At 56.2% G+C, this 26,361-nt stretch carries 21 protein-coding genes; 14 read left to right on the top strand and 7 right to left on the bottom strand.

From position 1 onward, the window contains the following. Positions 1-179: 179 nt before the first annotated feature. Genes RAZWK3B_RS00435 through RAZWK3B_RS00425 form a run of 3 tightly spaced genes read right to left on the bottom strand, consistent with a single transcriptional unit; the run spans position 180 to position 3,494 of the window. Positions 180-1,049 carry a CpsD/CapB family tyrosine-protein kinase gene (locus tag RAZWK3B_RS00435; RefSeq protein WP_007811179.1) on the bottom strand — a complete coding sequence of 290 codons (870 nt, stop codon included), beginning with the start codon at positions 1,047-1,049 and terminating at the stop codon, positions 180-182. A 16-nt stretch (positions 1,050-1,065) separates the two neighbouring features. Next, positions 1,066-2,625, bottom strand: a complete 1,560-nt coding sequence (locus RAZWK3B_RS00430) for a GumC family protein (protein ID WP_007811177.1) — start codon at positions 2,623-2,625, stop codon at positions 1,066-1,068. Continuing rightward, a complete protein-coding gene (locus RAZWK3B_RS00425) occupies positions 2,625-3,494 on the bottom strand; it encodes an ExeA family protein (protein ID WP_037294894.1) in 870 nt (289 codons plus the stop codon). Before RAZWK3B_RS00425 ends, RAZWK3B_RS00430 begins: the two co-directional genes overlap by 1 nt. 574 nt (positions 3,495-4,068) lie before the next feature. On the opposite strand from RAZWK3B_RS00425, the gene RAZWK3B_RS00420 reads away from it, so the two are divergent. The 5 genes from RAZWK3B_RS00420 to RAZWK3B_RS20370 all read left to right on the top strand — a co-directional run bounded on the left by RAZWK3B_RS00420 (position 4,069) and on the right by RAZWK3B_RS20370 (position 10,381). Continuing rightward, a complete protein-coding gene (locus RAZWK3B_RS00420) occupies positions 4,069-5,013 on the top strand; it encodes a sugar transferase (protein WP_083798930.1) in 945 nt (314 codons plus the stop codon). Positions 5,014-5,138: 125 nt separating this feature from the next. Continuing rightward, positions 5,139-7,625, top strand: a complete 2,487-nt coding sequence (locus RAZWK3B_RS00415) for a tetratricopeptide repeat protein (RefSeq protein WP_007811172.1) — start codon at positions 5,139-5,141, stop codon at positions 7,623-7,625. An 85-nt stretch (positions 7,626-7,710) separates the two neighbouring features. Beyond that, complete coding sequence (locus tag RAZWK3B_RS00410) at positions 7,711-8,784, top strand: glycosyltransferase family 2 protein (RefSeq protein ID WP_007811169.1); 1,074 nt, start codon at positions 7,711-7,713, stop codon at positions 8,782-8,784. An 82-nt stretch (positions 8,785-8,866) separates the two neighbouring features. Beyond that, a complete protein-coding gene (locus RAZWK3B_RS00405; RefSeq protein ID WP_198133225.1) occupies positions 8,867-9,547 on the top strand; it encodes a glycosyltransferase in 681 nt (226 codons plus the stop codon). A 42-nt stretch (positions 9,548-9,589) separates the two neighbouring features. Beyond that, positions 9,590-10,381: an FkbM family methyltransferase gene (locus RAZWK3B_RS20370; protein WP_083798927.1), complete on the top strand. Its 792-nt coding sequence runs from the start codon at positions 9,590-9,592 to the stop codon at positions 10,379-10,381. A 224-nt stretch (positions 10,382-10,605) separates the two neighbouring features. Here RAZWK3B_RS20370 and RAZWK3B_RS20365 read toward each other — a convergent pair whose 3' ends face one another. From RAZWK3B_RS20365 to RAZWK3B_RS00385, 3 genes are all read right to left on the bottom strand, one after another. After that, the gene (locus RAZWK3B_RS20365) at positions 10,606-11,484 is read right to left on the bottom strand and encodes a glycosyltransferase family 2 protein (protein WP_007811164.1); all 879 of its coding nucleotides are present in this window, start codon (positions 11,482-11,484) and stop codon (positions 10,606-10,608) included. Positions 11,485-11,544: 60 nt separating this feature from the next. Further along, positions 11,545-12,300, bottom strand: coding sequence for a glycosyltransferase family 25 protein (locus RAZWK3B_RS00390; RefSeq protein WP_007811162.1), 756 nt, complete (start codon positions 12,298-12,300; stop codon positions 11,545-11,547). 86 nt (positions 12,301-12,386) lie between these two features. Continuing rightward, entirely contained in the window at positions 12,387-14,192 is a 1,806-nt protein-coding gene (locus RAZWK3B_RS00385; protein WP_007811160.1) for an ABC transporter ATP-binding protein, read from the bottom strand. A 294-nt stretch (positions 14,193-14,486) separates the two neighbouring features. Between RAZWK3B_RS00385 and RAZWK3B_RS00380 the strand changes: the two genes are divergently transcribed. After that, positions 14,487-16,055, top strand: coding sequence for a hypothetical protein (locus tag RAZWK3B_RS00380; RefSeq protein ID WP_157132085.1), 1,569 nt, complete (start codon positions 14,487-14,489; stop codon positions 16,053-16,055). Positions 16,056-16,149: 94 nt separating this feature from the next. On the opposite strand, the gene RAZWK3B_RS00375 is transcribed toward RAZWK3B_RS00380, so the two are convergent. Continuing rightward, positions 16,150-17,640 (bottom strand): hypothetical protein, encoded by a 1,491-nt coding sequence (locus RAZWK3B_RS00375; protein WP_157132084.1) that lies wholly within the window; start codon positions 17,638-17,640, stop codon positions 16,150-16,152. 404 nt (positions 17,641-18,044) lie between these two features. On the opposite strand from RAZWK3B_RS00375, the gene RAZWK3B_RS00370 reads away from it, so the two are divergent. The 8 genes from RAZWK3B_RS00370 (at position 18,045) to RAZWK3B_RS00335 (ending at position 26,360) form a co-directional block, all read left to right on the top strand. Beyond that, entirely contained in the window at positions 18,045-19,034 is a 990-nt protein-coding gene (locus RAZWK3B_RS00370) for a glycosyltransferase family 2 protein (protein WP_007811149.1), read from the top strand. Beyond that, entirely contained in the window at positions 19,024-19,887 is an 864-nt protein-coding gene (locus RAZWK3B_RS00365) for a sulfotransferase domain-containing protein (protein WP_007811147.1), read from the top strand. Before RAZWK3B_RS00370 ends, RAZWK3B_RS00365 begins: the two co-directional genes overlap by 11 nt. Further along, positions 19,884-20,858, top strand: a complete 975-nt coding sequence (locus RAZWK3B_RS00360; protein ID WP_007811145.1) for a glycosyltransferase family 2 protein — start codon at positions 19,884-19,886, stop codon at positions 20,856-20,858. Before RAZWK3B_RS00365 ends, RAZWK3B_RS00360 begins: the two co-directional genes overlap by 4 nt. Positions 20,859-20,932: 74 nt before the next feature. Beyond that, entirely contained in the window at positions 20,933-21,733 is an 801-nt protein-coding gene (locus RAZWK3B_RS00355) for a glycosyltransferase family 25 protein (RefSeq protein WP_050774139.1), read from the top strand. Positions 21,734-21,884: 151 nt separating this feature from the next. Beyond that, positions 21,885-22,964, top strand: a complete 1,080-nt coding sequence (locus RAZWK3B_RS00350) for a glycosyltransferase 61 family protein (protein WP_198133224.1) — start codon at positions 21,885-21,887, stop codon at positions 22,962-22,964. A 29-nt stretch (positions 22,965-22,993) separates the two neighbouring features. Then, entirely contained in the window at positions 22,994-23,905 is a 912-nt protein-coding gene (locus tag RAZWK3B_RS00345) for a glycosyltransferase (RefSeq protein ID WP_007811139.1), read from the top strand. Between the two features lie 173 nt (positions 23,906-24,078). Next, positions 24,079-25,296 carry a glycosyltransferase gene (locus RAZWK3B_RS00340; protein ID WP_198133223.1) on the top strand — a complete coding sequence of 406 codons (1,218 nt, stop codon included), beginning with the start codon at positions 24,079-24,081 and terminating at the stop codon, positions 25,294-25,296. Beyond that, a complete protein-coding gene (locus RAZWK3B_RS00335) occupies positions 25,293-26,360 on the top strand; it encodes a glycosyltransferase family 4 protein (RefSeq protein ID WP_007811135.1) in 1,068 nt (355 codons plus the stop codon). Before RAZWK3B_RS00340 ends, RAZWK3B_RS00335 begins: the two co-directional genes overlap by 4 nt. Position 26,361 lies beyond the last annotated feature (1 nt).

Genomic DNA, 26,361 nt, shown 5'->3' with positions numbered 1-26,361 from the left:
TCGGTCTCATGACGCGTTCGGCCTTTATTAATTGTGAGCCTGCACTCACCCTGCCTAGCTTCACATTATCAGAAGGCGCAGACCTGTAGAATCCCCGTCAGGCGGCATCGGCGACAATGTGCCAGTGTCTCACGCCCGCAGGCGTGCGCCGTGCGGATAGGGGCAACCGGGTCAGGGTGTCAGTACCCGTAATATCCATAGCTGTCGCTGCGATCCATGTAGCGGCATTTGTTCAAAACGACGCCAAGAACATTGGTCCGCGCGGCAAGCTCCTGCTCGCATTTGTCGACTTCTGCGGGGCGCGTGCGCTCGGCCTCGGCCACGAGAAGTGCGCAGTCGATCTGATCGAGAAACGCCAGCGTATCGTCGCTGACCAGCAGCGGTGGCGTGTCGAAGATCATCACATCGGGCGCATAAGCGGCTTCGAGCCGGTCCAGCACACCAGCCGCACTGCTGCCCTGCAGGAGTTCCGCCGAATGACGTTTCGAAGATTGGTTCACCGCGAAGATCAGGTTGGTGCCATAGCGCAAAAGGTGATCCTCGGGCGGCTCCTTTTCGGCGAGGGCTTCGGAGAATTGCACAGGCTCCTTCAGGCCCAGAACCCTGGCGATCGAGGGGCGGCGCATGTCGAGCTCGACCACCATGATCTTGAGATCGCTTTGCCGCGCAAGGCTGAAGGCCAGGTTGAGGCATGTCATCGTCTTGCCGCTGCCCGCGCCCGGTGAAGTGAACCCGACCCGCCGCCAGCCCTGCTTGCGCATCTTCTGCATCAGCTTGGTGCGCATCATGTCATAGGGCGCCGCCTCGGGGCAGGCCTGATAGGCCAGAATGCGGTTATGCGTCAGCTTTGCGGGTTTCGGCTGAAATGTCCGGACGGTTTTCCAAAGCGCATCACGCTTTGGGTCTGCTTCCTTTTCAACGACCGAGACTTGCGGCGCGGTCACGGTTGTGTCGCGCGGCGCTGCCGATGGTGCCTGCTGTGGCTCGGGGCGTGTGCCTTGCTGGCGGGCTTGACGTGCCTTTTCGATGGCGGATTGGATTCGTTCCATGATCAGCGTCCCTTCTTCACAAGGACAGGCCAAGCTGTTCGAGAAGGCCGGACAAGCCTGTTTTGTCCAGCGCACGTTCGATCAGCAGGTCCATCGGGAGGTAATAGGTGTGCAACAGATACAGAGTGAGCGGAATGCCTATGGCGACAAGCGCAATCGCAAGGCCAATCAGCGTTCGGCGCGCGACCCTCTGACGTTTCGTGCGGATATAGGGGATGGTCATGAACGGTGTGATACCGAGCCGGTTGGTCAGATCGGCGGGCCTGCGGATCGAGCTGTTCAACAGTTCCAGCAGTGCCACGAGCCCTGCGCCCATGATGATCCCGCCGCCGATGCCCATGATCGCGATCTTGCGGCGATCGGGGGCAGTAGGCTCGCGCGGGGCCACGGCTTGTTCGATCACCGTGATACGCTGTCCGCGCGATTGCGCCTCGATCTGATCGCCTGTGCGCGCGGTGGACAGATCGGCCGTGGCCTGATTGTACTGTATGCGCAGGTTCTCGTAGTCGCGTTCCAGCGTGCCAAGGGTGATGGCATTTGCCGGGGTCGCTTCGAGAGACGCGTTGAGTTCGGTCAGATCCTCTTCGATCGTGGTGCGCTGTTCGATCAGGAACTCCATCTGACCTTCGATATCGGCAATCTGGATTTCATAAGGCGACAGGTCTTCGCTGCCCTGGCCCTCGGCGGCGCGCTGTTCAGCGACCTTGTTCTCAAGCACTTCGACGCGCCGTTGCAGGTTCTGGATGCGGGGGTTTTGCTCGGAATAGACCGTCAGTGCCGTGGTCAGATCGTCCTGAAGCTGGATCAGCCGGCGTTCTTCCGGCGTCATCTCCTCTTCGGACATGGTGATGCTGCCCGTGCGCTCGTACATTTCCGTCAGCCGGTCGCGGCGGTCTCGCAAGCTGCTCAGATCGCGTTCGATCTGCAGGATGCGTTCCTGCAAGGAAGCCTGACGGTTGCGACGGAAATCGACGCTTTCGGGCAGGGCATTCTGGTTTCTGAGCTTGAATTCCAGAATGCGCTGGCCCTGATCGGCCAATTCCTGATCCAATCGCGCGACTTCCTGAACGAAGAATTCCAGCGTCTGGCCCGATGCGGCCTTGCGCATCGACACGTTCTCTTCGAGCACGCGGGTCACAAGCTCGTTGGTGACACGCGCCGAAAGCGCGCCGTTTGACGCTTTGAAGGACAGCGACACGAACGCAGCGGCGTCGCGGCTGCGCGGCAGGCCCATGGATATCCGTTTGCGCATGTCTTCCACGATGGCATCGGGCGACATGCCGGGCCGGTCCGCATGGACGCTGAATTCGCGCGAGATATCCAGAAGATTGGCGCGCGTCAGCAGGCGCTGGCGGATGATCTGCAGAATTTCGGGGGCCGAAACCTCGACCGTCGATGCCGCGAGATTTCCGGGAATCTGCGGCGATTCCACCAGCAATTGGGCCTCGGCCTCGTAAACCGGGGGCAGCGTATAGGCGGTGGTCAGGCCAACGCCCGCGACCGCGACGAACACCAGAAGAAAATAGTGAATACGTCTCATGAACAGAGACAGGAAGAACTTCATATCATCAAGCATCAATCAAAATCATCCGTTTGCTCGAAAGCGCCCGCACCGAAAAAGGTGCCATCATCCAGAACCTGTTGGACCGTTCGATCCGTGACGGTTCTTTGGTTGTTTGTAAAAGCATAGACCATGGAAAGGTCGGCCAACTGGTTGACCAGCCTTGGCACGCCGCCGGTCTGTTCGTGGACCAGCTCGCAGGCGCGGCGGGTGAACAGGTTCTTGCGCGCGCCGGCCTTGATTAGACGATGCCCGATATAGGCCTGAACGGTGTCCACATCCATCGGCCCCAGATGAAAGCTCGAGGCCACGCGCTGGGCGAATTGCCTCAGGTCCGGTTTGCGGATGATGTCGCGCAACTCGGGCTGACCGACAAGGACCAGCTGCAACAGCTCGTCCTTGTTGGAATTGATGTTGGTGAACATCCGCAATTCTTCAAGCGACTCGCGGCTGAGGTTCTGGGCCTCGTCGAAGATCACCACCACCCGGTTGCCGCGGGCATATTCGGTGATCAGGTATTTTTGGAACGCATCGAACAGATCCACATAGGTCGCGTTCGGGCCGGCCGGTTGATCGAGAGACATCAACACCCACCGCAGCAATTCGCCGCGCGTGCCATGGGCGTTGGAGACAAGGCCGACCTTGGTAAACCTGTCGAGCGACTTCAGAAGGTGGTGCAGAAGCGTGGTCTTGCCCGACCCCACCTCGCCGGTGATCAGCGTGATCGGGGCGCGGGTCAGCAGGCCGTATTCCAGCATCGTGTAGGCCCGCCGGTGAGCGGGGGACCAGAAAATGAAATCAGGGTCCGGCACAAGGGAAAACGGGCGCGAGTGCAGGCCGAAATGCTCGGTGTAAATATCGAACGTAGTATCGGAATTGCTCATATGAACATCGGCTCCACCTTCACCCTTGTCTCTAGAAGACGCCTCATGCTGTCCAACGTACCGATCAATGCGGCTCGAAATATGTCCGGCGTTTGCCGTTTTGCCTGTCTGCGCCGTGTCCGTGGCCTGGGTTTCGCTCTGCGCTTCAGGCGGAACAATCGGGTTGTCGAGAACCAGGACATTGCCTGTTGCCCCCGAGACATCGTCGGCGTCGCTGCGCGCACCGCGAGGGTCGGCCGGTGCTGACGCCGCGCCGAACAATCTGAATCGGGGTGATTGGTTCATCCTGTCGAAACTCATTCATTCGCCCCCCGGGTCCGTGCCGGGATATCCTCCCCACACACGATCACAAAGGCTCTGTTACTTTAACCAAACGTACCGGCACTAAAATTCAAACAATCTTGGCAAATGCGTACCCATTCATGGCAGGCCCGTTAATACTTTGTAAACATCCACCTCACGACATTAGACAATTCGATTATGGCGTCGATTCGCCCGGATTGCGCAACCTTAGTGGCCGCAAGTTGGTCCGATTTGGAAACAATCGGCAAAATGAGACAATATTCACCTCACAATGAAACACAATGTAGCAGCCTACGCTACGTTTTACAGCAGAGCTCTCTCCCGAGGGTTGTTAACGCTTTATTTACTGTTGTTGAAAAGCGGGCTTGGAGTTAAGCTTCCGATACAGGCACCAGTAATTTTGATAGCTGGACAATATAAAGTTTCGGAACGTTATTACCGGACAATAATCTCATCGGAGCAGTCTGTTATTCTGGCCCGTGTTTTTAAGGGTCGTGTTAAAGTTTTTAATTTGGAGATATTTAAAGTGACTGTTCAAAATGAGAATTTTCTCCGTCGTGAAAGCGCGCCAATTGATTTACTCCGCTCCAGAGTTGGCACTCGCAAACACGGTCTCTATCGCAAAATAGGCAAGCGCGTTCTGGACGTGGTTCTTGTCATGTTGGCCGCGCCGATCGTGCTGCCGACCGTTCTGATCCTCGCGGCTTTTGTGGCCAGCGATGGATGCAATCCGTTTTTCCGGCAAAAGCGCGTTGGCCGCAATGGCCGCATCTTCACCATGTGGAAGCTGCGGACAATGGTGCCGAACGCGGATCAAAAACTGCAAGATCACCTCGATGCCTGTGAAAAGGCCCGCGAGGAATGGGAGGTCAAGCAGAAGCTGACCGAAGACCCGCGCATCACCACCTTTGGCCATGCCATTCGGAAAACGTCGATGGACGAGCTTCCGCAGCTTTGGAATGTCCTGAAGGGCGACATGAGCCTTGTCGGCCCCCGGCCGATGATGCCGGAACAGGCGACGCTGTATCCCGGCCGCGCGTATTTCTATCTGCGTCCCGGCGTGTCGGGCTTCTGGCAGATCTCGGACCGTAACAACAGCTCCTTTGCGGCACGCGCCGATTACGACGAGATGTACAACAGACGGCTGTCTTTTTCGACGGATGCCTGGGTGATCCTCAAGACCCTGTCGGTCGTGATGCGAGGGACAGGTTGCTGATCGCAGCAGAAAACGAAGTTCCAAGGGATCAAAGTCCGGGACACAAGGACAAGTTATGATACGATGAAATCATGCGATGACATTGTTCGTAAAAATTTGCCGAAAATGGTTTTGAAGGAACTGAAATGAAGTTGTCCCAGAAGTCTGGCCGACTGGCCGCTTTGATGTTGTCTGCCACGCTTGTCCTTGCCGCCTGCCAAACCTCGGAAGAGAGGGCGCAGGAGCATTTCGAATCCGGTATGGCCCTTCTGGAACAGGGCGATGTGGCCCGCGCGCTGGTGGAATTCCGCAACGTCTTCAAGTTGGACCCGCTTCACAAGGAAGCGCGCCTGACCTATGCGCGCACCCAGCTTGAAAACGAGGCATATGGCGACGCCTATTCACAATATCTCAGGGTGGTCGAACAGTTCCCCGACACGTTCGAGGCCCGGATCGAGCTGGCCGAGATGGCCATCAACGCCCGCAATTGGGAAGAGGCCGAACGCCATGGCCGCGCCGCTGCCGAGCTGGATGCAGACAATCCTAGAACTCGGATCGTCATCACCGCTCTGGACTATGCCAAGGCGTTTCGGGACGACAACCCCGTGGCCGCCGCGGATGAGGCGCTCAAGGCGCGCGACCTTCTGGAGGAAAATCCCGAAAGCCTGATCGCGCGTCAGCTGGTCATCGATCAATACCTGCGCAGCGGAGATCTGGATGCGGCCATGGCGGCCGTGGAAACCGGGCTGGAGATGCACCCCGACGTGTTCGAGCTTCATTCCACCAAGCTTCAGATCCAGGCCAACCGCCAGGACATGGATGCCATCGGTGGCACGTTGCGGACGATGGTGGATCGCTTCCCGGCCAATGAAAATACCCGCCGGATGCTGATCACCTATTACATCGAGCGCGATGATCTGGACAGCGCCGAGGCGTATCTGCGCGAACTCGCCGCTGCGGAAAGTGCCGGCAAGGACGAAAAGCTGACCGTGGTGCGTTTCCTGCGTGAGACAAAGGGGCTTGTGGCCGCCCGGACGGAACTCGAGCGGCTTGTCGACACCGAAGAAGACGACATTGCCTATCGTGCCTTGCTGGCCTCGATCGCATTCGAAGAGGGTGACCGGGCAAAAGCGATTTCCGACATGGAAGCGTTGCTTGACGCGACAGCAGCCGCCGACGAGGCCGAGGCCGAAGACGCTGCCGAAAGCGAGACCAAACAGGATCGCCTCAGGGCGAGGGTGGTTCTTGCGCGTATGTTGCTGGAAACCGGCAACACGGTGGGCGCACGTGCTCAGGTCGAGGAAATTCTTCAGGATGACCCGACCAATGTCGATGCGCTCAAGATGCGTGCCGCGTGGCTGATCGATGAAGACAAGCCCGACGATGCGATCCTCGATCTGCGCGCCGCGCTGGCTGAACAGCCGCGCGATGCCGATATCATGACCCTGATGGCCAGCGCGCATGAGCGGGCGGGATCGCGTGATCTGGCGGGCGAGCGCTATGCCATGGCGGTCGAGGTGTCGATGCAGGCCCCCGCCGAGTCGCTGCGCTATGCCCAGTATCTCGTTCAGGAAGAGCGTGTCCCGGCAGCCAAGGCCGTGCTGACCGAGGCGTTGAACCGGGCGCCGAACAATATCGACCTTTTGCAGAACCTTGCCATCCTGCATGTCCAGACCGAGGACTGGAACGAGGTCACGCGCCTTGTCTGGCGACTGCGCGCCTTGGAAAACGAGCGCGCCACCGCCATCGCCAACGGGCTTGAAGCGGATGTGATGCTGCGACAGGAACGCGTGGATGACACGATTCAGTTCCTCGAAGGTCTGGCGCAGGAGGATGGCTCTTCCTCGGAAGCGGCCCTGGCGGCACTGGTTCAAACACGGGTTCGCGCAGGTCAGATCGATGACGCGCGTGGTCTCGTGGAACGGCGGTTGGCCGAAAATCCCGACAGCCGGATCCTGCGCTATCTGCGTGCCGGGCTGCACATGCTCGATGGGGATCGCGATGCGGCGGCCGAGATCTATTCGGCCCTGCTCGACGAGGTGCCGGGACATCCCCGCGTGATGCGCACGCTGTTCGCGATCCTGATGGCCGAGGGTCGTCAGGACGAGGCGCGCGCCATGGTCGACGCGCAGATCGAAGCCGCGCCCGAACCGATCGCCGCCTTGCTGCTCAAGGCCGAAATCCTTGAGCGTGACAGGGATTTCGAAGGCGCCATCGCGATCTATGAAGACCTTTATGCGCAAAACAGCAACAACCTGCTCGTTGCCAACAACCTCGCCAGCCTGATCACCACACATCGCGACAGCGCCGAGGATCTGGAACGCGCCTACAACATCGCCCGCCGCCTGAGCAGCGCCGACATCCCGGCCCTTCAGGACACCTATGGCTGGATCGCATATCGCCGCGGCAATTACGAAGAGGCGCTCGAACATCTCGAACCCGCAGCCGCGGGCCTGCCGGAACATGCGCTGGTGCAGTATCACCTTGGCATGACCTACCATGCACTCAACCGCACCTCCGAGGCCCGCGCAACCCTGACCCGTGCGCTGGAACTGGCAGGCGACGAACCCCTGCCGCAATTCGACCGGGCGCGGGAGGTTCTGGAGGGGATGGGGAATGCATCAGCAGATTGAACGTTTTTGGTTCAAACCGGGATACGGGCGCCCGGAGCAAGAACACTCCGTCTTTGCAGGTTATTGATGGCCCGGGGAATTGAAGATGACCAAGCTTACCATCGGCATCCTTGCCCATAACGAGGCGAACGTCATAGGCAACCTGCTGCAGGATGTGTCAAGACAGTCGATCCTTCAATCAGGGGCCGAGGGGGTGGAGGTGCAGATCTGCGTCGTGCCCAACGGGTGCACAGATGCGACCTCTGAAACCAGTCGGAGAGTCCTGACGGATTTGAACCTTCCCGAACATGTGACTTGGCAGGTTGTAGATGTGGAGCAGCCCAGCAAGACAAACGCCTGGAATGTCTTCGTGCATGAGATTGCGGCGGAAGATGCAGATTATCTGCTGTTTCTCGACGCCGATATCAGCCTCCCTCAAACCGACATCATGGAGCGCAGCATCGCGACGCTTGAGGCGCATCCTCACGCTTGGATCGCGTCCGACGAGTCGCGCAACGTCTTTCCAGAGAATTCGGGACCGAGCTTCATGAAAGTCGTGGCACCGATGGTCGCGGGCACGGTGAGCGGGGGCGGTCACTCGATCTGTGGGCAATTCTACTGCGCCCGTGCACAAAAGCTCAAACAGATCACGCTGCCGGTCGGGCTGCTGTCTCAGGATGGATTCATCCGTGCGATGGTGTTGACCTCCGCCCTGACAGAGCCTGAGCAGCTGGAAAGGGTGCGCTCGGTGCCTGATGCCTATCATCTGCACCCGGCCTATACGAAACTCTCCAGCCGTTTTCGATACGAGAAACGGCAAGCCATGAGCACGACAGTCTACACCTATGTGTATGATCTTCTGAACAAGCTGCCACCGTCCTTTGATGTCCGGATGGAAGAAATCAAACGGCTGAACGAAACGCGCCCGAATTGGGTGGCGGATATCGTGAAAAGCGGAACCGCCAAGAGCATGCTGCCGGTGCCGAGGCGATACGTCTTCAAGAGAGTAAGACAGCTCCAGGGCCCGCTCTGGAAGGCATTTCTGAAAAAACCCGTGCTGATTGCGGCGGTGGCGTTCGACATGTTGGTTTGCTGGCGCGCTTCGATCGAGCTGAAGACACAAGTGATCGGCACATTCGAGAACAACAAGGGACGCTTCAAGATCCGTGCTCAGTCGTGAGCGCGATGCGCGTTTTGTTATCTAAAGATTGAATTGGTGCCGACAATTTAGTTGTGGTGGGCCGATGAGGATAATTCACTTGATGGCTGGCGACCTTTCGGGTGGAGCCGCCCGCGGTGCATACTGGCTGCATCAGGGGTTGCGACAGCTTGGCGTTGACTCGGTTCTGCTGGGGCAAAGCTTTGATGAAGAAGCGGATCCCTCAGTTCGCTCGCTTGTTCGTTCAAAAGATCAGGAAGTAAAACTGAAAGTGTCCCGTAGACTTGGAGGAATTGGGAAGCTTTTTTATCCCCGCCGCACGGATCGGATTTTTAGCACGGGCTTCGGGGGAGTTGACTTTACCAATCACCCGTCCTTTCGGGCTGCAGATATTGTTCATCTGCATTGGATACGCGATGACGCGAGATTACGTTCAGCATACTCAGCGGCGGATGTGTTCGTTGCACCCTCTCGGATGGAAGCTTTTGGGAAGACTGTCGCTGAGTCGATGTCCTGCGGCACGCCTGTGGTTTGTTTCAATTCAACTGGCCCGGCTGATATCGTGAGTCACCTGATTACCGGATACAAGGCGAAAGCTTTCGATATTGAGGATCTTGCAAGGGGAATTTCCTGGGTGTTGAACCTTAGCCTACAGGACAAGCACTCTGTCCGAAAAATGGCTAGGGAACATGTGGTCGAACACTTTGCGACCAATGTCATCGCGGCAGAATACATAGCCCTTTACAAACAAATATTGGGTACCAGTGAGTCTCATGCTTTTTAGGTAAATAATTGCAGGTAATGAGTTTGATAGGAAATTCGTCAAATGAAAAAGTTGAGTTACTTGAAGAACAGAATTAAGTCGACGGTATCGCAATTAGGCTATGAGATCCGTCGGATACCGACGTCCCAAACCCGAATTGAATTGACGCACTTTCAATGTTGTTTGAATCTTCTAATGGGCACTTCTGATTATCTCAACATTGTTCAAATTGGTGCAAACGACGGGGCGATTAATGATCCACTATTCAGTTTTGTTTCACAGTATTCAAAGCGAACCAGAGTCGTTCTGGTTGAGCCTCAGAGCCAGTTGATCCCATACCTTGAAGAAAATTATAAGTTCCATGGCGCCAAATTCATTTTTAACGGCGCTCTTGGCAATCAATCTGAGCTGCGTTTGTTCAGAGTACGAGAAGAATATTGGAAGGATTTGGTCGTTCCTTATGCCGCGGACTGGCCGGTTTATCGAGCGCCGACAGGCGTCACATCAGCTGAATATCCACATGTATCTGCGTGGCTTTCCGAGCATTACAAGGGACAATTGCCAATTTCGGATTTGATTGAAGAAGTGACTGTTGAAGCCGTAGACATGGAACAGCTTCTGGCGCGCGCTCGCCTTTTTGACACAATCGATATTCTTCAAGTCGATACTGAAGGCTTTGATGATCAAGTTCTGTATGCGAGCGATATTCCAAAGTATCGTCCAAAGATAATCCATTTTGAGCTGACGCATTTGAGCGTGGAAAAAGCCCTACGTCTTAATGGTTTCTTGGTAGATCAAGGATATGTCGTCTCGAGTCATGGAATTGACGGGCTAGCCATTCGAACGTTGCCATAAAAAAGTATGCTCAACTCTATAGAGCATCGAACCTTTTCAACGACGCAACGGGTGTAATGATGACAAATGCATTTTGGACCTTTAACAGGATTCTTACAATTTAGACATTTTGGCGCGTTTATTTTTTCCCATGAAGTCATCATGGTTTTCAGGACTTTGCAGCGGGTTAGCCAAAGTGTATCCGGTTTTTCTGCCTTCGCGCCAAGACCATTCTAAGATAAGGGTCAACGCAATCGTCGCCATGGTCGCCATGAGAAAGCGGTTTGAAGAAATCTTGGGCTGGATTGCGACAGAATCTGTAAAAGCGCCAGCCATCGCATTTGCAACCCGATTGTGCGGCAGAGGAAAACTCTGAATAATATCCAATTGGGGAGGCGTTCGGATGCGACAGAGTTTTGGTGCCACGTTTCCGGAGAAATTTCTAATTTTGCACGAAGATTTTTTTCTAAAAGTGACTTGGTTTCTAGAGCTATTTTTGCGTGGTCTGAAGACACGCCGCCAGGTTCATATGAGGAAAAGCAGTAGTCTAGCCTTGCTTTCGAGGCCCCGTGGAGAAGCAACCGAAAAACCAAGTCAAAGTCTCCGGATATTTTAAGTTCTTCATCGAAAGCGCCCATGCGCTTGAGGGTATCGGTTCTGACTGCCATGCCGAGATGGCAACATGGCATGGAAACAAAGATCGATCTAAACAGAGATGATGCATGACGAATTCGGATCGGGTTTTCCATAACAAGAACTGGGCTGCAGATCATTTCAGGTAATCTTGGTGATGCACAGGCTGCTATCCGCTCCAAACCTTGTGGATCATGGTAAAAATCGTCGGACGGTAGAACCATGATATACTCTCCCGTGGCGAGTTCGATCCCACGATTCAGCGCCTGATAGATTCCACTATCCGGGCGGGAGATGTATTTTGTGATCTTACCTTTATTCTCTTCGGCCTTGATCAGATCGACCGTGCCATCGGTAGACCCTCCATCAACTACGATATGCTCGATATCTGCATAGGTCTGATCGACAACCGATTGCACCGCTCTCTTGAATTGTTCGGTGCGGTTGCTCGTCACAAGATTGTAGGTCGGCGTTATAACTGAAATGCGCACGAAAATACCTCGTCTGTTGGAATAGCACCAGAAATGTACAGACTTAATCCGGTCGGCGTCTCACCTGACTGGTGGCTGCGCTTCGCCTGGCTTGATGGGTCGGTATCCTGAAAATGTTCTGCAGAAGAACGTCCTTAACCTCGATTTTAAAATCCGCTTTAGTCGCTTGGGAGGCATTCGTTTCGTCTTGACGAACGCGCTTTTCCTTTGCCTGTCCAGTTCTCCGCGCTCCAAAGGGTGTTCGAAAAACGGGCGAAAATAGGGTTTGGTTTTGGATGTCTCGAAAAATTCACTCCAGTAGTCGGCTTTTCGGAGCGTCGCTTGATGAAAATCAAGCAATTCAAAGGCGACCGTCGGTGAGACATAATATGCAAACGCGCCGTAGAAATTTCTTGAGGGTTCGATCCGGAAAGCCTGTTTTCGTGTATCAAAGCGTCCGACGAAATAGACGTTATAACTGATTTGCGGATGCCATCCCAAATGCACGAAATCCAAATCGGTTCCGCTGCAAAATGCGATAGCATCCTCCAGGTGCATGCCATGAGGTGAGATATCGGCCTCTAGAATGATCGCGCATCGGTTTGCCTCGACAACTCTTTGATAGACAGAAATATGGCTGAGCGTGCAGCCGAGTTCCGAAGGGGATAACAATTCTCCAGTATCTCGATAGTTATCAAGTATCTTACCGAAATATGAATTTGCGTCGAGCTTGGCGCCTTCAATGGGCTGAATGCGATGCAGGCCGAACTCTGTTTCCACCTCGGACAAAGCATCAGAGGTGATCTTGTAGATGTCGATGGATCGCGCTTCGTTCATTGCGGTTTCCTCATGTCCATCGCTCGCTTACCCATCTGAAGCCTTGCTTCGCTTCTCAAAACGTGCCGGTTCCAAGCCTCGATCCGTTAAATTGTGCTAGCCATCTCTCGGAATGTCGCATTTGACTCCACGAGTTCGTTGAACTTTCCGCTTGCAACGGCCTTCCCGTGTTCCAGCAGGAAAATCCTGTCGCAATTCCGAACCGTGCTCAACCTGTGGGCGATCATGATGACGGTTTTTTGATGCGCAATGTTTTGAATTGCCTCGATTACGGCGCGTTCCGTCAGGTTGTCCAATGCCGATGTGGCCTCGTCAAAAATCAGCACTTTGGGATCGTGATAGAGAGCCCGCGCTATGCCAATCCGTTGACGCTGTCCACCCGATAGCCGAACCCCACGCTCACCTACCATGGTATTGTAGCCATTCTGGAGTTCCTCGGTGACAAACGTGTGCAGAGCCGCCGTTTTCGAGGCGCGTTCGACTGCAGCCATGTCGATCTTGTCAGGATCGATCCCGAAAGCGATGTTTTCAGCGAGCGTGCTGTCGGTCAAATAAATTGATTGGGGAACATAGCCAAGGGCGTTGCGCCAGGCTTGCATGTTGTCGCGATTTATGACCGTGCCATCCACGATGATCTCGCCGCGTTCCAGTGTCAGCAGGCCAAGGATGGCATCCACAAGCGTGGTCTTGCCCGCGCCAGTGCCACCGACGATGCCGATTGTCGTCTTGGCCGGGATGATCATGTCGAGACCGCGAAGCGCGGCCTTGTCGGTATTCGGATACGCGAATGTCGCGTTGCGAATTTGAAGCTTGTCAGAGAAAGAAATACGCCCACCATCGCAGCAGCCAAGCTTTGTATCCTTGATACGCATTTGGGCGTCGCGATAGTCTTTGAAAATCTCGTCCAAGAGCGGCTTGCCGTTTCTGATAGACGCTGCGCTGTGATAAATGCCTTGAGCTGCGGGCAAAAGCCGCATGACCGCAAATGCAAACGTCCCAAGGATCGGGATCGCCGCCGACAATTGCCCATCATTTTTCAGTTGAAGAAACAGTACGGCACCCAGCATCACGCCAAAGGTGACAGCTTCCAGCCCGAACCGCGGAAGTTCCCGTATCACATGAACGATCGCGTTCAGCGAAGCGATCCGGCGCGCTGGTTGCACGAAACGGTTTACATAGTGTTGTTCGATCCCCAACAGCTTCACTTCCTTGAAGCCGCCTGCTGCCTCTTGGGTCAACTTGAATCGCAAGGCGTTCGCCGTCACGAGATCTTGCCCATAGCGTGAAAGAAGTTGCCGCGTGAAAAAATATACAATCAGATAGCCGCCGCCGATGATCAAAGCCGCGACCGTCGCGATAATCGGCTCGAGGAATATGAGTAGGATGAACAGCGACAGTACCAGAACGGAGTTCGCAAGAATACTCAGAGACGGGATCAGAACGATGCTTACAAGGCGTCCAACTTCCTGCAGCACGGTCTTGCTGATTTCGGAACTGTTGCGTTCGAGAAACCAGACGTATGGCTGGTTCAGATATGTTTCCAGCAGCCGGGTTGATAGTGTGTATCCGCGCATTGCTGAATAGCGAACGATCGCATAGTTTCCCAGTGCCCTGATTGCTAGGCTGGACAAAACAGCACAAAAAACGCCCAAAGTCAGAAAGAACTGGAAATTCGCATCTGATGTGAAGCCAAAGAAATTATAGGCCCATTGCAGCTGGGTTTGCTCTTGGATCACGGCGGGGTTGGTGAGGACATTCAAAAGCACGAGCACGGTCGAGACGCCAAAGACATCGGCGCCACTCATGACAAGCATCACGCAGAAAAGCACATAGAAACGGCGCTTTTCCCGAACGCTGAGAAGCGCAAACAATTTATTGAAAACGTCTAGCATTTGACCAAATCCGCTTCGTGCCTGAAATTCTATGAGACCATGCTAAAAGCGCCTGGCAGGCACAAGGCGCCTTTGTGACAAGAAGGTGAATTGTGAAACCGGTCCATGCAATCGATTGCCACTTAGGAGTATATCCTATCGTAGATGGTCTGCCTTGAACGTGATATGAAAAAACGGACCTTGGCCAATTCCCAGCTGGCGGCAAACAAAAAACAAGGGCGCGATGTGCAAGTCAGCGGTATCAAATATTATTAAAGAATCAATTCCCTGGCTCATTTTTTGATCATGCATCTAATGAAAAGCATTTTGCCTGTGATACTCTGCCTCGTTCTGGTGATAAGCGGCCATCCGGGCCAAGCCAATGACGTATTGCTTGGACGCGAACAACTGCAATCCATCGGACCTCTTGGATGGATTGCGCCCCGACTTGAGCCTCCTGCCCCTGACAAGAATGCTCCTCTTGTTGACCCTAATGACAAAACTCCCGCCGCAAGTCTGTTGCGCCGGTATCAGGCGCGAGGACTTGCTGGTGGCTTCGAAGATGTGATTTACGATAATCGCGATCGAGACCATTCCAAGCTTCCACCGGTGCAGTTTCCAACTCTTACACATCTGATTTATGGCCCTGAACTGCGCAACGAAGGAATGGATTACGGATTGGCGGGCAGAATAATCCTGCCGGCGATTGTCATTGGAAACTCGTCTACAGCCCTGACCAGAAGACCCTCGCAAAGAAGTCAGGCCCGCTTTGCCATGACCGCCGCAGGAGGTCCCGAGCGTGCCTTCCTGACTTACAGCAACAACCATATTTACGTTTATCCTGAGCATCATGACCACGATGCGGCTGACGTATTTCCAGCCAACTGGCCTTACATGCTCGTCAGCCAAGGTTCGTCATATTCCGACATGCCTTTCGTCAAGGCGCTTCTAATGGCCATGGCTGCGTTTTCGGATGAGACGCGAGATTTTCTGAAAGATGAACGCCTCGTCGCACCGACATTGCAGATGGTTTTTCGTCGAACCCAAAAAAGTGTGTATACCCGCGACCAATATTTGTCGTCCTTGGCGCACCCCACGGTTTTTGCGGCGGCCGATCTTGCGCCTGAAAGAATGGTGGCACTGGCGGCTGCTTTGAAAGCTGATGAAATTCCGCCAATGGTTCGCCTCGATGTTGAGGCCGAGGATTTCAGCGATGCTGCCGGCCTTGCCGGTTTGTCCGAACGGCTCTTCAGCACGCCGTCCGCGATTGCCAGAATATGGCGTTCAGACGCTTTCAGCCGAACCATGACGGTGTCCGCTGCGAAAACAGAAGACCCCAACGGTCGCGCTCTTGTATTCGAATGGGTTCTTTTGCGCGGCGATCCTCAAAAGGTTCGTATCACCCCTTTGAACGAGCAAAGCTCAAAGGTTCGCATCAGCGTGGACTGGCATGATGACATGCGCATCACGCCAAATGCGGAACGAACGTCGAACCGCGTCGACATAGGTGTCTTCGCGTCGAACGGAGTGCATGACAGTGCTCCGGGATTTGTTTCGATCAGTTTTCCGCTGCATCAATCGAGAATGTATGAGTCCGTTGGTGACGGTTCGGTCATGCGATTGATGTCAGTGGACTATAGCGGAAAAGACCGCTTGAAATATTTTGACCCGCTGCTTCACTGGACTGCAGATTGGCAAGATGAGTTCGAGTATAACGTGAATGGAGAAATGACCGGATGGAACCGAGTTTTCCCGGAAGAGACATTGACGCTTCTTTCCGATGGCGTCACCGGAGCCAACAAGCCTGCACCCCAGCATGTGCTTGAGATGAACGGCGACCGCCCACAACTTTCCATGGCGAACTCAGAGCCCTTCCGTGACTAAGCAATTACGCGACAGGCCAGACACATTTGCGTCTTGTAAAGCCTTGGGCACTGCAAACTGAAGACTAAACGAATAGACCCTGCCGCGCACCTGATCATGACCGCCGTGGCTGTCTTGTGTGTAAAGGTCTTGCATAGCCTGTATCCGTTGGCAGCGTCTCAGGCCCCAAAGCGCCTTGCGCGCGATTTTGCGGCTTTCGGTCGGCTGCAATCTTGGCGGTAACCGCGCCGCGTACCGTTTGATATCGCCCCATGATCGCACCGGCGACCAGCCAAAGAACGGGGCTGATCGTTCCGTTTGGGATAAGATCGACAATGCCGACACTCATCGCCATTGCAAGGCCTGTGGTCGCATATGAGAATTCAAGTCTGCGCAGCATGAAGCCGATAATGATGAGCGGCAAGCATAGCAACCCGAACCGACCCAGATACCCAAACCAGCCATAGGTTCCCTTGATGATGATCCAGTAGCCGTCTGTTGTGCTGATGTCTTGCCCGCTCTCGTTGTAAACGCGCCCGCGACCCCATCCTCCCCAGCCGAAAAGCGGTTTTTGGCTGGCCTTGGCCAGCAAAATGTCCTCGTTGTTCAATCGATAATTCAGCGATTGCGCGCGTGCTGGATTGATGCTTTCCGCAAGATTTTGGATTGGTGTCAAAGGGACCAACCCTGACGTTCTGGCGAAGGGGAAAAGCAGAACAAAAAGTGCGAGGCATGCAACCATCAAGAGCTGTGTCTTGCGAGAAAGAAACAGCACCCCGGGAACGACCAGCAAGGTCAGCGCAAAGGCCCCAAGGGACTTCATCAAGAACAGCACCATGAAAAGCCAGAGCCCCGCCATGAACCAAAGCGGCTTGTTTCGTGTTTTCGTAGCTTTGAACAGTGCAAAGGCGCTGACGACTGATAGAGCAAAAAATATGGCGAGCCATAGACCATGGTTCAGGAATACAAGGGGTCTGAAACCGTCTCCGCGCATATGCTGAATGAAAGAATGCGGGAAAAAACCATAGAAGGTCCTGTTGAGCTGTGGGCTCATGCGGACTTCGTACAGCGCCAGTAAAGAGTATCCCAGGGCCGCAATGACAATGACTTTCAGCAAAACCCTGTGTGCCTCATCCGAGGCCAGAAATCGTCTGGCAAGAAAGAAGGGGATCAGGGAAAACAGGATCTCCGAATTCATCGAAAGCGCATCATAAAGCGACAGCCCGCTTATGAAGCGCGCGCCCTGAATGATCGGCTCCGCGTTCGTCAAGGCCGTGATAAATGGTGGCACGAAAAGCAGGATCACCAAGCCCCGGAACAGCCATTGCCCTCTGACAGGTTCGAAAGAGATCGGCGGAGCAACGGTCATCTTGCGCGCGACACCCTCTGACCCGGCACGCTGAGCAACCGCATGTGCGGTTTTCGCCTGTCGTGTCACCAGATAGCACATCAAGGCCGCCATAAGCGCCGGAATGAGGTTCTTGTCGACTGGCGGCAATGCCGGGAGGTCGAACCCGGTCCGTAGCGGCAGCAAAAGATATCCTGCCACGATCGACCAGACCAGTGCCTCACGCAAGGGCAAGCGCTGGAACAGGATGTAGACCACGATGGGCCATGAATAGAGGACTATGTCTGCAAAGGAATTTGACATGCTTCGAATAATGGCCGCCCGTTAAATCCACGGCATGTAAAACCACATACCTTGGCAGAAATATGGATCAAAATAGCACTCCGGCGCAGACTTCGAAAGTTCGAATACCCGAACGAAGCGTTTCCTGTCTGCATCACAGCCTTTATAATGGCCTGAAAATGGACGTAACTAAAGCGGTTGGCCTTTAACCTGAGGCATCAGCTATAGGCAGACCGCGTGCAACGATTGAACGGAGCACTGCATTTCGCGAAAATCTGTGATTAAGTTTGTTCGTGAAACGCTTTATTCCAAGAATTGAAAATACTGATGTGAATTTTACGGTCTGGACGCGCTGATGCCATGCCTGAACGGAGCAATTTGTGACCCCGCCTGATAACTCAACCAAACCCATTTCCCGTGCCCGGATCAACGTGTCGATCATCAACTACCGCACGGCGGAGCTGACGCTGCAATGCGTGCGCTCAGTTCTCGAGGATGGCTCGCAGGTACAATACATGGTCACGATCGTCGACAACGCCTCGGGCGACGGCTCGGTGGACAAACTGCGCGGCTTCATCGCCTCGCTCCCTGATCCGAAACGCGTTCAACTGGTCGCCTCAGAAACCAATTCCGGGTTTTCCGGCGGGCATAATCAGGGGATCGCGGCCTGCGAGGCGGCCTATCATCTTGTGCTGAACTCCGATGCGGTCCTCAAGCCCGGGTTCCTCGATGCGATCCTCGCCACAGCCGAGGCGCATCCCGAATGCGGTCTGATCGCGCCACGGATCGAGTATGATGATGGCACCCGCCAGATCAGCTGTTTTCGTTTTCCCACGCCCAAAAGCGAGCTGATCCGCGGGGCCGCGACCGGGCCGATCACCCGGCTGTTGCGGTCCCGCGACGTGCCGCTGGACAATCCCCCCGATCCCACGCAGGTCGAGTGGGCCAGTTTCGCCTGCATCCTTCTGCGCGATGACATGATCCGACAGATCGGCCCGATGGACGAAGGCTATTTTCTCTATTTCGAGGATGTCGAATATTCGTGGCGCGCGCGTCAGGCCGGTTGGCGCATCTGCCTGGCCCCCGAGGCTTGCGCGGTGCATTTCCGTGGCGGCAGCGGGCCGGTCAAGGCGTCGCAAGCCGCCCGCAAGCGCCTGCCGGCCTATTACTACGCCTCCCGAACCCGCGTGTTTTACAAGATGCATGGCCGTGCGGGCCTGCTGATGGCCAATCTCATGTGGCATCTGGGCCGTGGCATCGCGCACCTGCGGCGTTTGGTCGGCAAGCCCGTCCCGCCCGCCACCGCACAAGAGGCGCGCGATATCTGGATCAATGTCCTGACGCCGTTGGGGGATCGCCGTGACAGCTAGATCGCAGGACAATCTGCCCGATTTCATCATCCTCGGCGCGATGAAATGCGGCACCAGCACCATGGCTGCGCAATTGGGCACGCAGCCGGGCCTGTTCATGACCGACCCCAAAGAGCCGAATTTCTTTTCCGACGATCCCGTCTTTGCCAAGGGGATGGGCTGGTATCAAAGCCTTTTTGCCGATGCCGCCCCGGGAGACCTGAAGGGTGAGGCCAGCACGCATTACACCAAGTTGCCCACCTATCCCGAAACCCTTGCCCGCATGTCGCAGGCGCTTGAGGCGTCCAAGCTGATCTATATGATCCGCGATCCGCTGGCCCGCGCTGTGAGCCACTATATCCATGAATGGACCATGGGCGTCATCACCGACCCCTTGGATGCCGCGTTGGACAGCCACCCGGAACTGATCTCCTATGGCTGCTATGCGCGCCAGATCGCCCCTTATGTGGACCATTTCGGCGGGGACAACATCCTGATCCTCTCGCTCGAGGATATGCACCGCGCGCCACAGCACAGCTTGCAGCGCGTCTGCGACTTCATCGGCTACACCGCCCCGCCCGTCTGGATCGAGGAAAAGGCACGCACCAACGCCTCATCCGAGCGTATCCGCCGCTTCCCGCTGCATGGGCTTCTGATTGACAACGTGATCGCCCAAGCCCTGCGCCGGGCGCTGATCCCGCAAGCTCTGCGGGACCGGATCAGGAAAAGCCGCCAGATGGCTGAGCGGCCAAGCCTGTCGCCTGAAAACGTCGCACGGCTGCAACAGGTCTTCACCGAGGACTATGCACAGCTGCGCAGGCTTTTCCCCGACCGCCCCGATCTCGACATCTGCTACCCGTTCGTGGCCTCATGATCGCCGGGCTGACCATAGGGCTGGTCATCATCGGCAGGAACGAAGGCGCGCGCCTCATCCGTGCTCTGGCTTCGGTGCCTGACGGGGTGGACCGCATCGTCTATGTCGACTCCGGGTCGACCGATGGCAGCGTCGACGCGGCCCGTGCGGCGGGTGCCGAGGTGGTGACGCTCGACATGACACAGCCCTTCACCGCGGCTCGCGCCCGCAACTCAGGCGTCGACCGGCTGCTACAGGCGGGCTTGCCCGATGCGATCCAGTTCATGGATGGTGATTGCGAATTGCGCGACGGCTGGATCGCCCATGCTGCAGCCTTCCTTGTGGAAAATCCCAAGGCCGCCGTTGCCTGCGGCCGCAGACGCGAAAGGTTCCCCGAAGCATCCGTCTACAACCGCCTGTGTGACGCTGAATGGAACACGCCGGTGGGTCGCGCCAAGGCCTGCGGCGGGGACGCCCTGATGCGCGCCGAGGCGTTCGAGGCTGTGGGCGGCTTCAACCCAAGCCTCATCGCCGGCGAAGAGCCAGAGCTTTGCGTCCGCCTTCGCGCCGCCGGATGGGAGGTCTGGCGGCTGGATCACGAGATGACATGGCACGACGCCGCGATGATGCGGCTCTCGCAATGGTGGACCCGCACCCGCCGTGGCGGCTATGCCTTTGCCTTGGGCGCCTCGCTCCATGGCGCCCCTCCCGAACGCCACTGGGTCAGGGAAACCCGCCGCGCTCTGATCTGGGGGGCAGTGCTGCCATCGGTGCTGTTTCTGGCAGCGGTTTTGATCACCCCTTGGGCGCTTCTGGGGATGGTCCTATATCCGTTGCAAATCGTACGGATCGCCCTCAAATCCGGCCCGCCCTTTGATTGGCCACAGGCGTTTTTCATGGTGTTGGGGAAGTTTGCTGAGGCGTTGGGGGTCGTGCAGTGCTGGCTGGACTTGACAACAGGACGACGCAAGGCGCTTATTGAATACAAGTGATGTGCAAGACATCAGCTTGATCCCATGCGAACCTGTTTGCCGTCGTGGACTTTTGTGCCTTGGTTTTATCGGGTATGAAGCTGACAGATTTATATTTCAACAATCGATTTTTCGGGAAAAACATGTTTCGTAGCTTCGATGCGAAAGAAGAGTTGGGACAAAAACTGTTGGAGGTTTTCCAGCAAGTCTACATCATCAATCTTCCCGAGCGTGCAGACCGGCGCCGCGAAATAGAAGGCCAATTGGCGCGATTAGGCCTTAGCAGCGCGCATCCTTCGATATCGTTTTTCAAGGCTGTCAAACCATCCGAAGCCGGTGGCTGGCCTTCTGTCGGTGCCCATGGGTGTTTCATGAGCCATCTGGGTGTTCTCGAGGAGGCACTGGAAAGCCGCTTTGATAACGTTTTGATATTGGAAGACGATATGGATTGGTCACCCAGATTCATTGATGGCGGTATGCGCATATTGGATGAATTGGGCAGTAAAACGTGGCATTTTATCCATGGCGGTCTGAGGTCGCCGAAAGCCAAGAGCGCAGAGCCTGTCCTTCGGGCGCTCTCGCCGGAGGCTGCTTTGACGCAGACACATTTTATCGGCCTTTCTGCTCCCGCGATTGCGTCCGCCGCCGCATATTTAAAGACGATAGCATCTCGCCCACCTGGCCATCCGGAAGGCGGACCGATGCATGTCGATGGAGCATATTCCTGGTTCAGAAAAAGCAATCCGGCCTTGGACGCATACTACTTCGAGCCCGCGATCGCCGTACAACGCGCCTCAAGGACTGATATACACGGCAATAGGTGGTATGATGTCATGCCTGGATTTGCCCAAGCTGCGGGCCTTTTTCGTGGGTTAAGGAACCGGTTCAATTCTTAAATCGACACCGAGTCCCTTGGTCCGATATCGTTTTCACAGATCTTTAGGTGGTCGTCCTTATTCCAGCATTTCTGTGAGTGTGAAATAATCAAGCTCAGTCCGGATGAGCATTATGTTTACAGCGGATAATTTCAATTGGGAGCCTTTGAAAATGCCTGCACAGGATTGGCGGAGGCCCGGCATCCGATTGAAGAACAGACTGACCCGTCCGATCCGTAAAGCGATGGAAATCACAGGGCGCTCCAAGGATTACGCGGCCTGCGAAACGGTAAAGACAACCGGCGCGACCGTCTCATTCATCGGCGACGTGCCCAGTGTTGCCGGCCTGCAAAATTCGCAGAATGCCCTATCCTACGCCCAACCAAGGCCGATGGTCGAAACGCTCGACAAGATCCTCTACACGCCCTCAGGTAACGCGTGGCATAACGGCTGTCTGCTGCGCAAGGCCAGTTCACGGCGTCCCAGTATCCGTGAAATCCTTGACCGACCCAAAGTCAATCAGGCCCATATCGTCGAGCAGGCCTATATCATAGAAAGTGAAACTCCCTATACCTATGGTGATTGGGTCGGCGATCATATCAGGGCGCTTGTGGAGGCTCCGCTTGATATTCGGCATGTTGTCCTGCCTCTGGACCTTGCGCAGAAGTCCTATGTCCAACGGGATGTGGGGCGCCTGGGGTTCACCCTTGTCCCCGCCGACAAGCCCCTGATGATCCTGAAAGCGCATGTTCTGCGCAAACAGCTGCCCAGCTATTATTGGGGCAAAGCGCAGGTGAACGCTTATCGTGATCGTTTCCAGGTTCGTCTGATTGAACCCCAGCCGGGATCATTGATCTATCTGTCCCGCGAAGGCATCAAAAGCGAAGCGGTCGACCGGGTCTACCCGTCGGCCCAGATCGCTGGGATCGTTCGCAGGCTCGGTGGCGAGGTGTTCGATACGCGCTATGCGTCGCCCGAGGCTTTCGCGCGCATCGCCTTGCGCGCCGAAACCGTCATCGCCGACCAGGGGTCAGCAATTTTCGGAGTTCTGCAATGGCAAACCAAAAACCTGATCGAGATCACGACCGAGAATTGGTGGCATAACGCGAACCTGTTTTTCGCGCATGCGTCGGGTATCGAAAATTATGCGGTGCTGGTCAGTGACAGATATCAGGGCGCTGCTCTTGAAAACCGCCTTATGGAGCTTCTGTCGGACGTTGGTTTTTATTTCCCGGATATCAAGGAAGACTGATAAAACCGGTGCAAACCGGCAGAGGACTCATGACGTCGACACACCGACCAGCCATCTCCATCGTGATCCCCACCTACCGGCGCGCCGAAAGGATGTCACGCTTGCTGCCGCTGGTGCTAAGCCAGATATCGGGATTGCCCCAAGGCACGATGCTTGAACTCATTGTTGTCGACAACTGCCCCGATCTGTCGGCACGGGATGTCGTGACGGCTTTCGGCGATCCGGTTCGCTACTTTTCCGAATCCGCGCCCGGCGTGGCGAATGCGCGCAATCGCGGGGTTGCAGAGGCGCTTGGAGAGTATGTCTTGTTTCTGGACGATGATGAATTGCCGCGAGACAACTGGCTTTCGGCATTCATCCAGTCCGCGAATAAGGGTGCCGACGCCTGCTTTGGTCCGGTCGAACCACTTTTTGAGGGCAAACCGGCACCGGATCTTGCTCCAACCCTTGAACGATTGTTCAGCCGCAGATTGTCTGCACGGACAGGTCAGGACGTTTCCCATCTGCGCGCATGGCTGGGTACCGGCAATTCGATGTTTTGCAAGTCGACCTGTCTGGACAGCCCCCTGCCTTTCAATGTCGGATTCAACGACGGTGGAGAGGATGTGTGGTTCCTGAGAGAACTGGTGCAGGAAAAAGGCATCTCCTTGATCTGGTGCGCTGACGCGATCGTCGATGAAATCATCCCACAAGACAGGATGTCGAGGGAGTATCTGAAACGCAGGATATTCAAGAACGGGCAGTTGCGGTGCAAGATCGAAAGTGGCTCGCGGGATCTGCGCGGCACTGCGCGGGTCGCGTTCTGGATGTCCGTGGGCGCGGTGCAGGTACTGGGCTATGGCCTTGCATCGCGTGGCCTTCGCCCGTTCAGCCCGGCGAAGGCCACGGAATTTGATCTGCGTTGCGCGGGCGGTCTTGGCAAATTGCTCTGGTGGCGTTGACGCTTAGGCCGGTGTTTCATCCGGCCAGTGCTGCACGATGCCTGACCCATGGGGCGATGTCCCGCACCGAGGTGATCAGGGCATTGCAACGGCAGAGCTTTTGCGCCTAGCTTCTTGCAGTTTCATAAATCGGTTTCATGAAAAGGCTTTGTGCATTGCGGATCGGCTATTTGTTGAACACATATCCAGCGACCAGTTCCACCTTCATCCGCCGGGAAATCCGGGCGCTTGAAGGGCAGGGGGTGACGGTCATGCGCTATGCGGTCCGGCGTTGGGCGGATGCGCTTGTGGACCCGCTCGACCGCGAGGAACAGGCCAAGACCCGGTATCTTCTCTCCGGTCAGGTTCCGCGCCTGATCACCGGGGTCTTAGCCGAAGCCCTGACCAATCCGATTGGCCTTGTGCGCGCCATCGGCATCTGGGGCAGGCTCGTTCGCAATGCGGGCGGCGGGGTGGTGCGGCACGCGGCTTATCTGCTCGAGGCGGTGTCGCTCAGGCGGCAGGCCAAAGCAGACGGGATCGAGCATATCCATGCTCATTTCTCGACCAATGCCGCGGCGGTGGCGCTGCTTTGCTATCGCTTGGGCGGGCCGAGCTATAGCTTCACCGCGCATGGCCCCGATGAATTCATCGACTGGGGCCGCTCGTCCCTCGCGCTCAAGGTGGCCGAGGCCCGGTTCGTCGCCGCGATCTCGCATTATTGCCGGGTGCAGCTGACGCTTGCCGCCGGGATGGCGCATTGGGACAAGATCCATATTGTGCGCTGCGGGCTGGACCTGTCCGAGTTTCCGCCAAGCAAGGCGGGCTTTGACGCCTCGGCGCCGTTTGTCTGCGTGGGCCGGCTCTGTCCACAAAAGGCGCAGGTGCTCATCGTCGAGGCGACCGCTCGCGTCGTTCGCTCCCACCCCGAAGTGAAGATCCGTCTGATCGGCGATGGTGAAAGCCGTGCCGATGTAGAGGCGGCGATTGCCCAGCATGGGCTCGAGGGCAATATCGAGCTCATGGGCTGGCAGGCCAATGACGTGGTGCGTGCCGAACTGGGCCGCGCCCGCGCGCTTCTTCTGCCCAGCTTTGCCGAAGGTCTTCCGGTCGTCATCATGGAAGCCCTCGCGCTCGGTCGTCCCGCCATCTCGACCTATATCGCGGGCATCCCCGAACTTGTGGATGAAAGCTGTGGCTGGATCATACCGGCCGGGTCGGTCGACCATATAGCCGAGGCGATGGCCTACTGCCTTGCCACCCCGCCCCAGGCGCTTGCCGAAAAGGGCACCACTGGCCGCGCCCGCGTGCAGAGCGCGCATGACATCGACACCAACGCCCGAACTCTCGCCACCTGTTTCGCTGCCGCGAAACAGGTATCCGGTCAACCACGCGGAGCCAGTACGCGATGAAAATCACCTTCGTCAGCCCGGCGCCCAATCTTTCCGGGGGTATCCGCGTGATTGCGATCTACGCGGATCTTTTGACTGAGATGGGCCATGACGTGACCGTCGTGGCACCCGTGCCGCCAAGGCCGGGCGCGAAAGCTATCGCCAAAGGGTTGATCAAGGGACGCCTTCCCGGAAAACGGAGCCAAAGCCATTACGATGGCCTCAAGGCCCGGCTGCATCTGGTGGAAACGGACATGCCGTTGACCGACACGGACATTCCCGATGGCGACGCCGTCATCGCGACGCTATGGGATACAGCCTATGTGGTTGCGGGTCTGTCTGCTGCGAAAGGCCGGAAATTTTATTTCGTCCAGCATCACGAGGTACATTACCCACGGTACAATCACCTCATCGCCGGTTCATATTACCTACCATTGAAAAAGATCACCATATCGAACTGGCTCGTATCGGTGATGCGTGATGTTTACGGTGACGAAGATGTGGCATTGGTGCCGAACGCCGTGGACACGTCACTGTTTTTCGCCCGCCCGCGTGACAAGCAGCCAAGGCCCACCGTCAGCATGATGTATTCCGGCAAGGCGTTCAAAGGCACCGATGTCAGCCTCAAAGCCGTCGAACTGGCCCGAGAGACCCTGCCTGACCTGCAACTGGTGGCCTTCGGCACAGAGCGGCCCACCCGCGATCTTCCCCTGCCACCGGACACCACCTATCATCTGTCTCCGCCCCAAACGTCGCTGCGCGACATCTACGCCGCCTCGGATCTTTACCTCTTCGGCAGCCGGGTCGAGGGGTTCGGCCTTCCGGTGCTCGAGGCGATGGCCTGTCGCTGCCCCGTCGTTGCCACCCGTGCCGGCTGCGCCCCGGACTTCATAACGCCTGGAAAATCCGGTCACTTGGTTGATGTGGATGATGCCGGGACGATGGCCGAGGCGATCATAGATATTCTACGCCGCGACAACGATGCTTGGCAGGCGATGTCCTTGGCCGCGTTTCAGTCGGTAGAGCGCCGCGACTGGAAAGACGCGGCAGAGCGGTTTTTGGCGTGTTTGGATGGGAACGACTGAA

It is taken from the genome of Roseobacter sp. AzwK-3b (genome assembly GCF_000170875.1).
In the GTDB taxonomy this organism is placed as follows: domain Bacteria; phylum Pseudomonadota; class Alphaproteobacteria; order Rhodobacterales; family Rhodobacteraceae; genus Roseovarius; species Roseovarius litoreus.
This window is presented reverse-complemented; position numbering and strand designations above follow the sequence as displayed.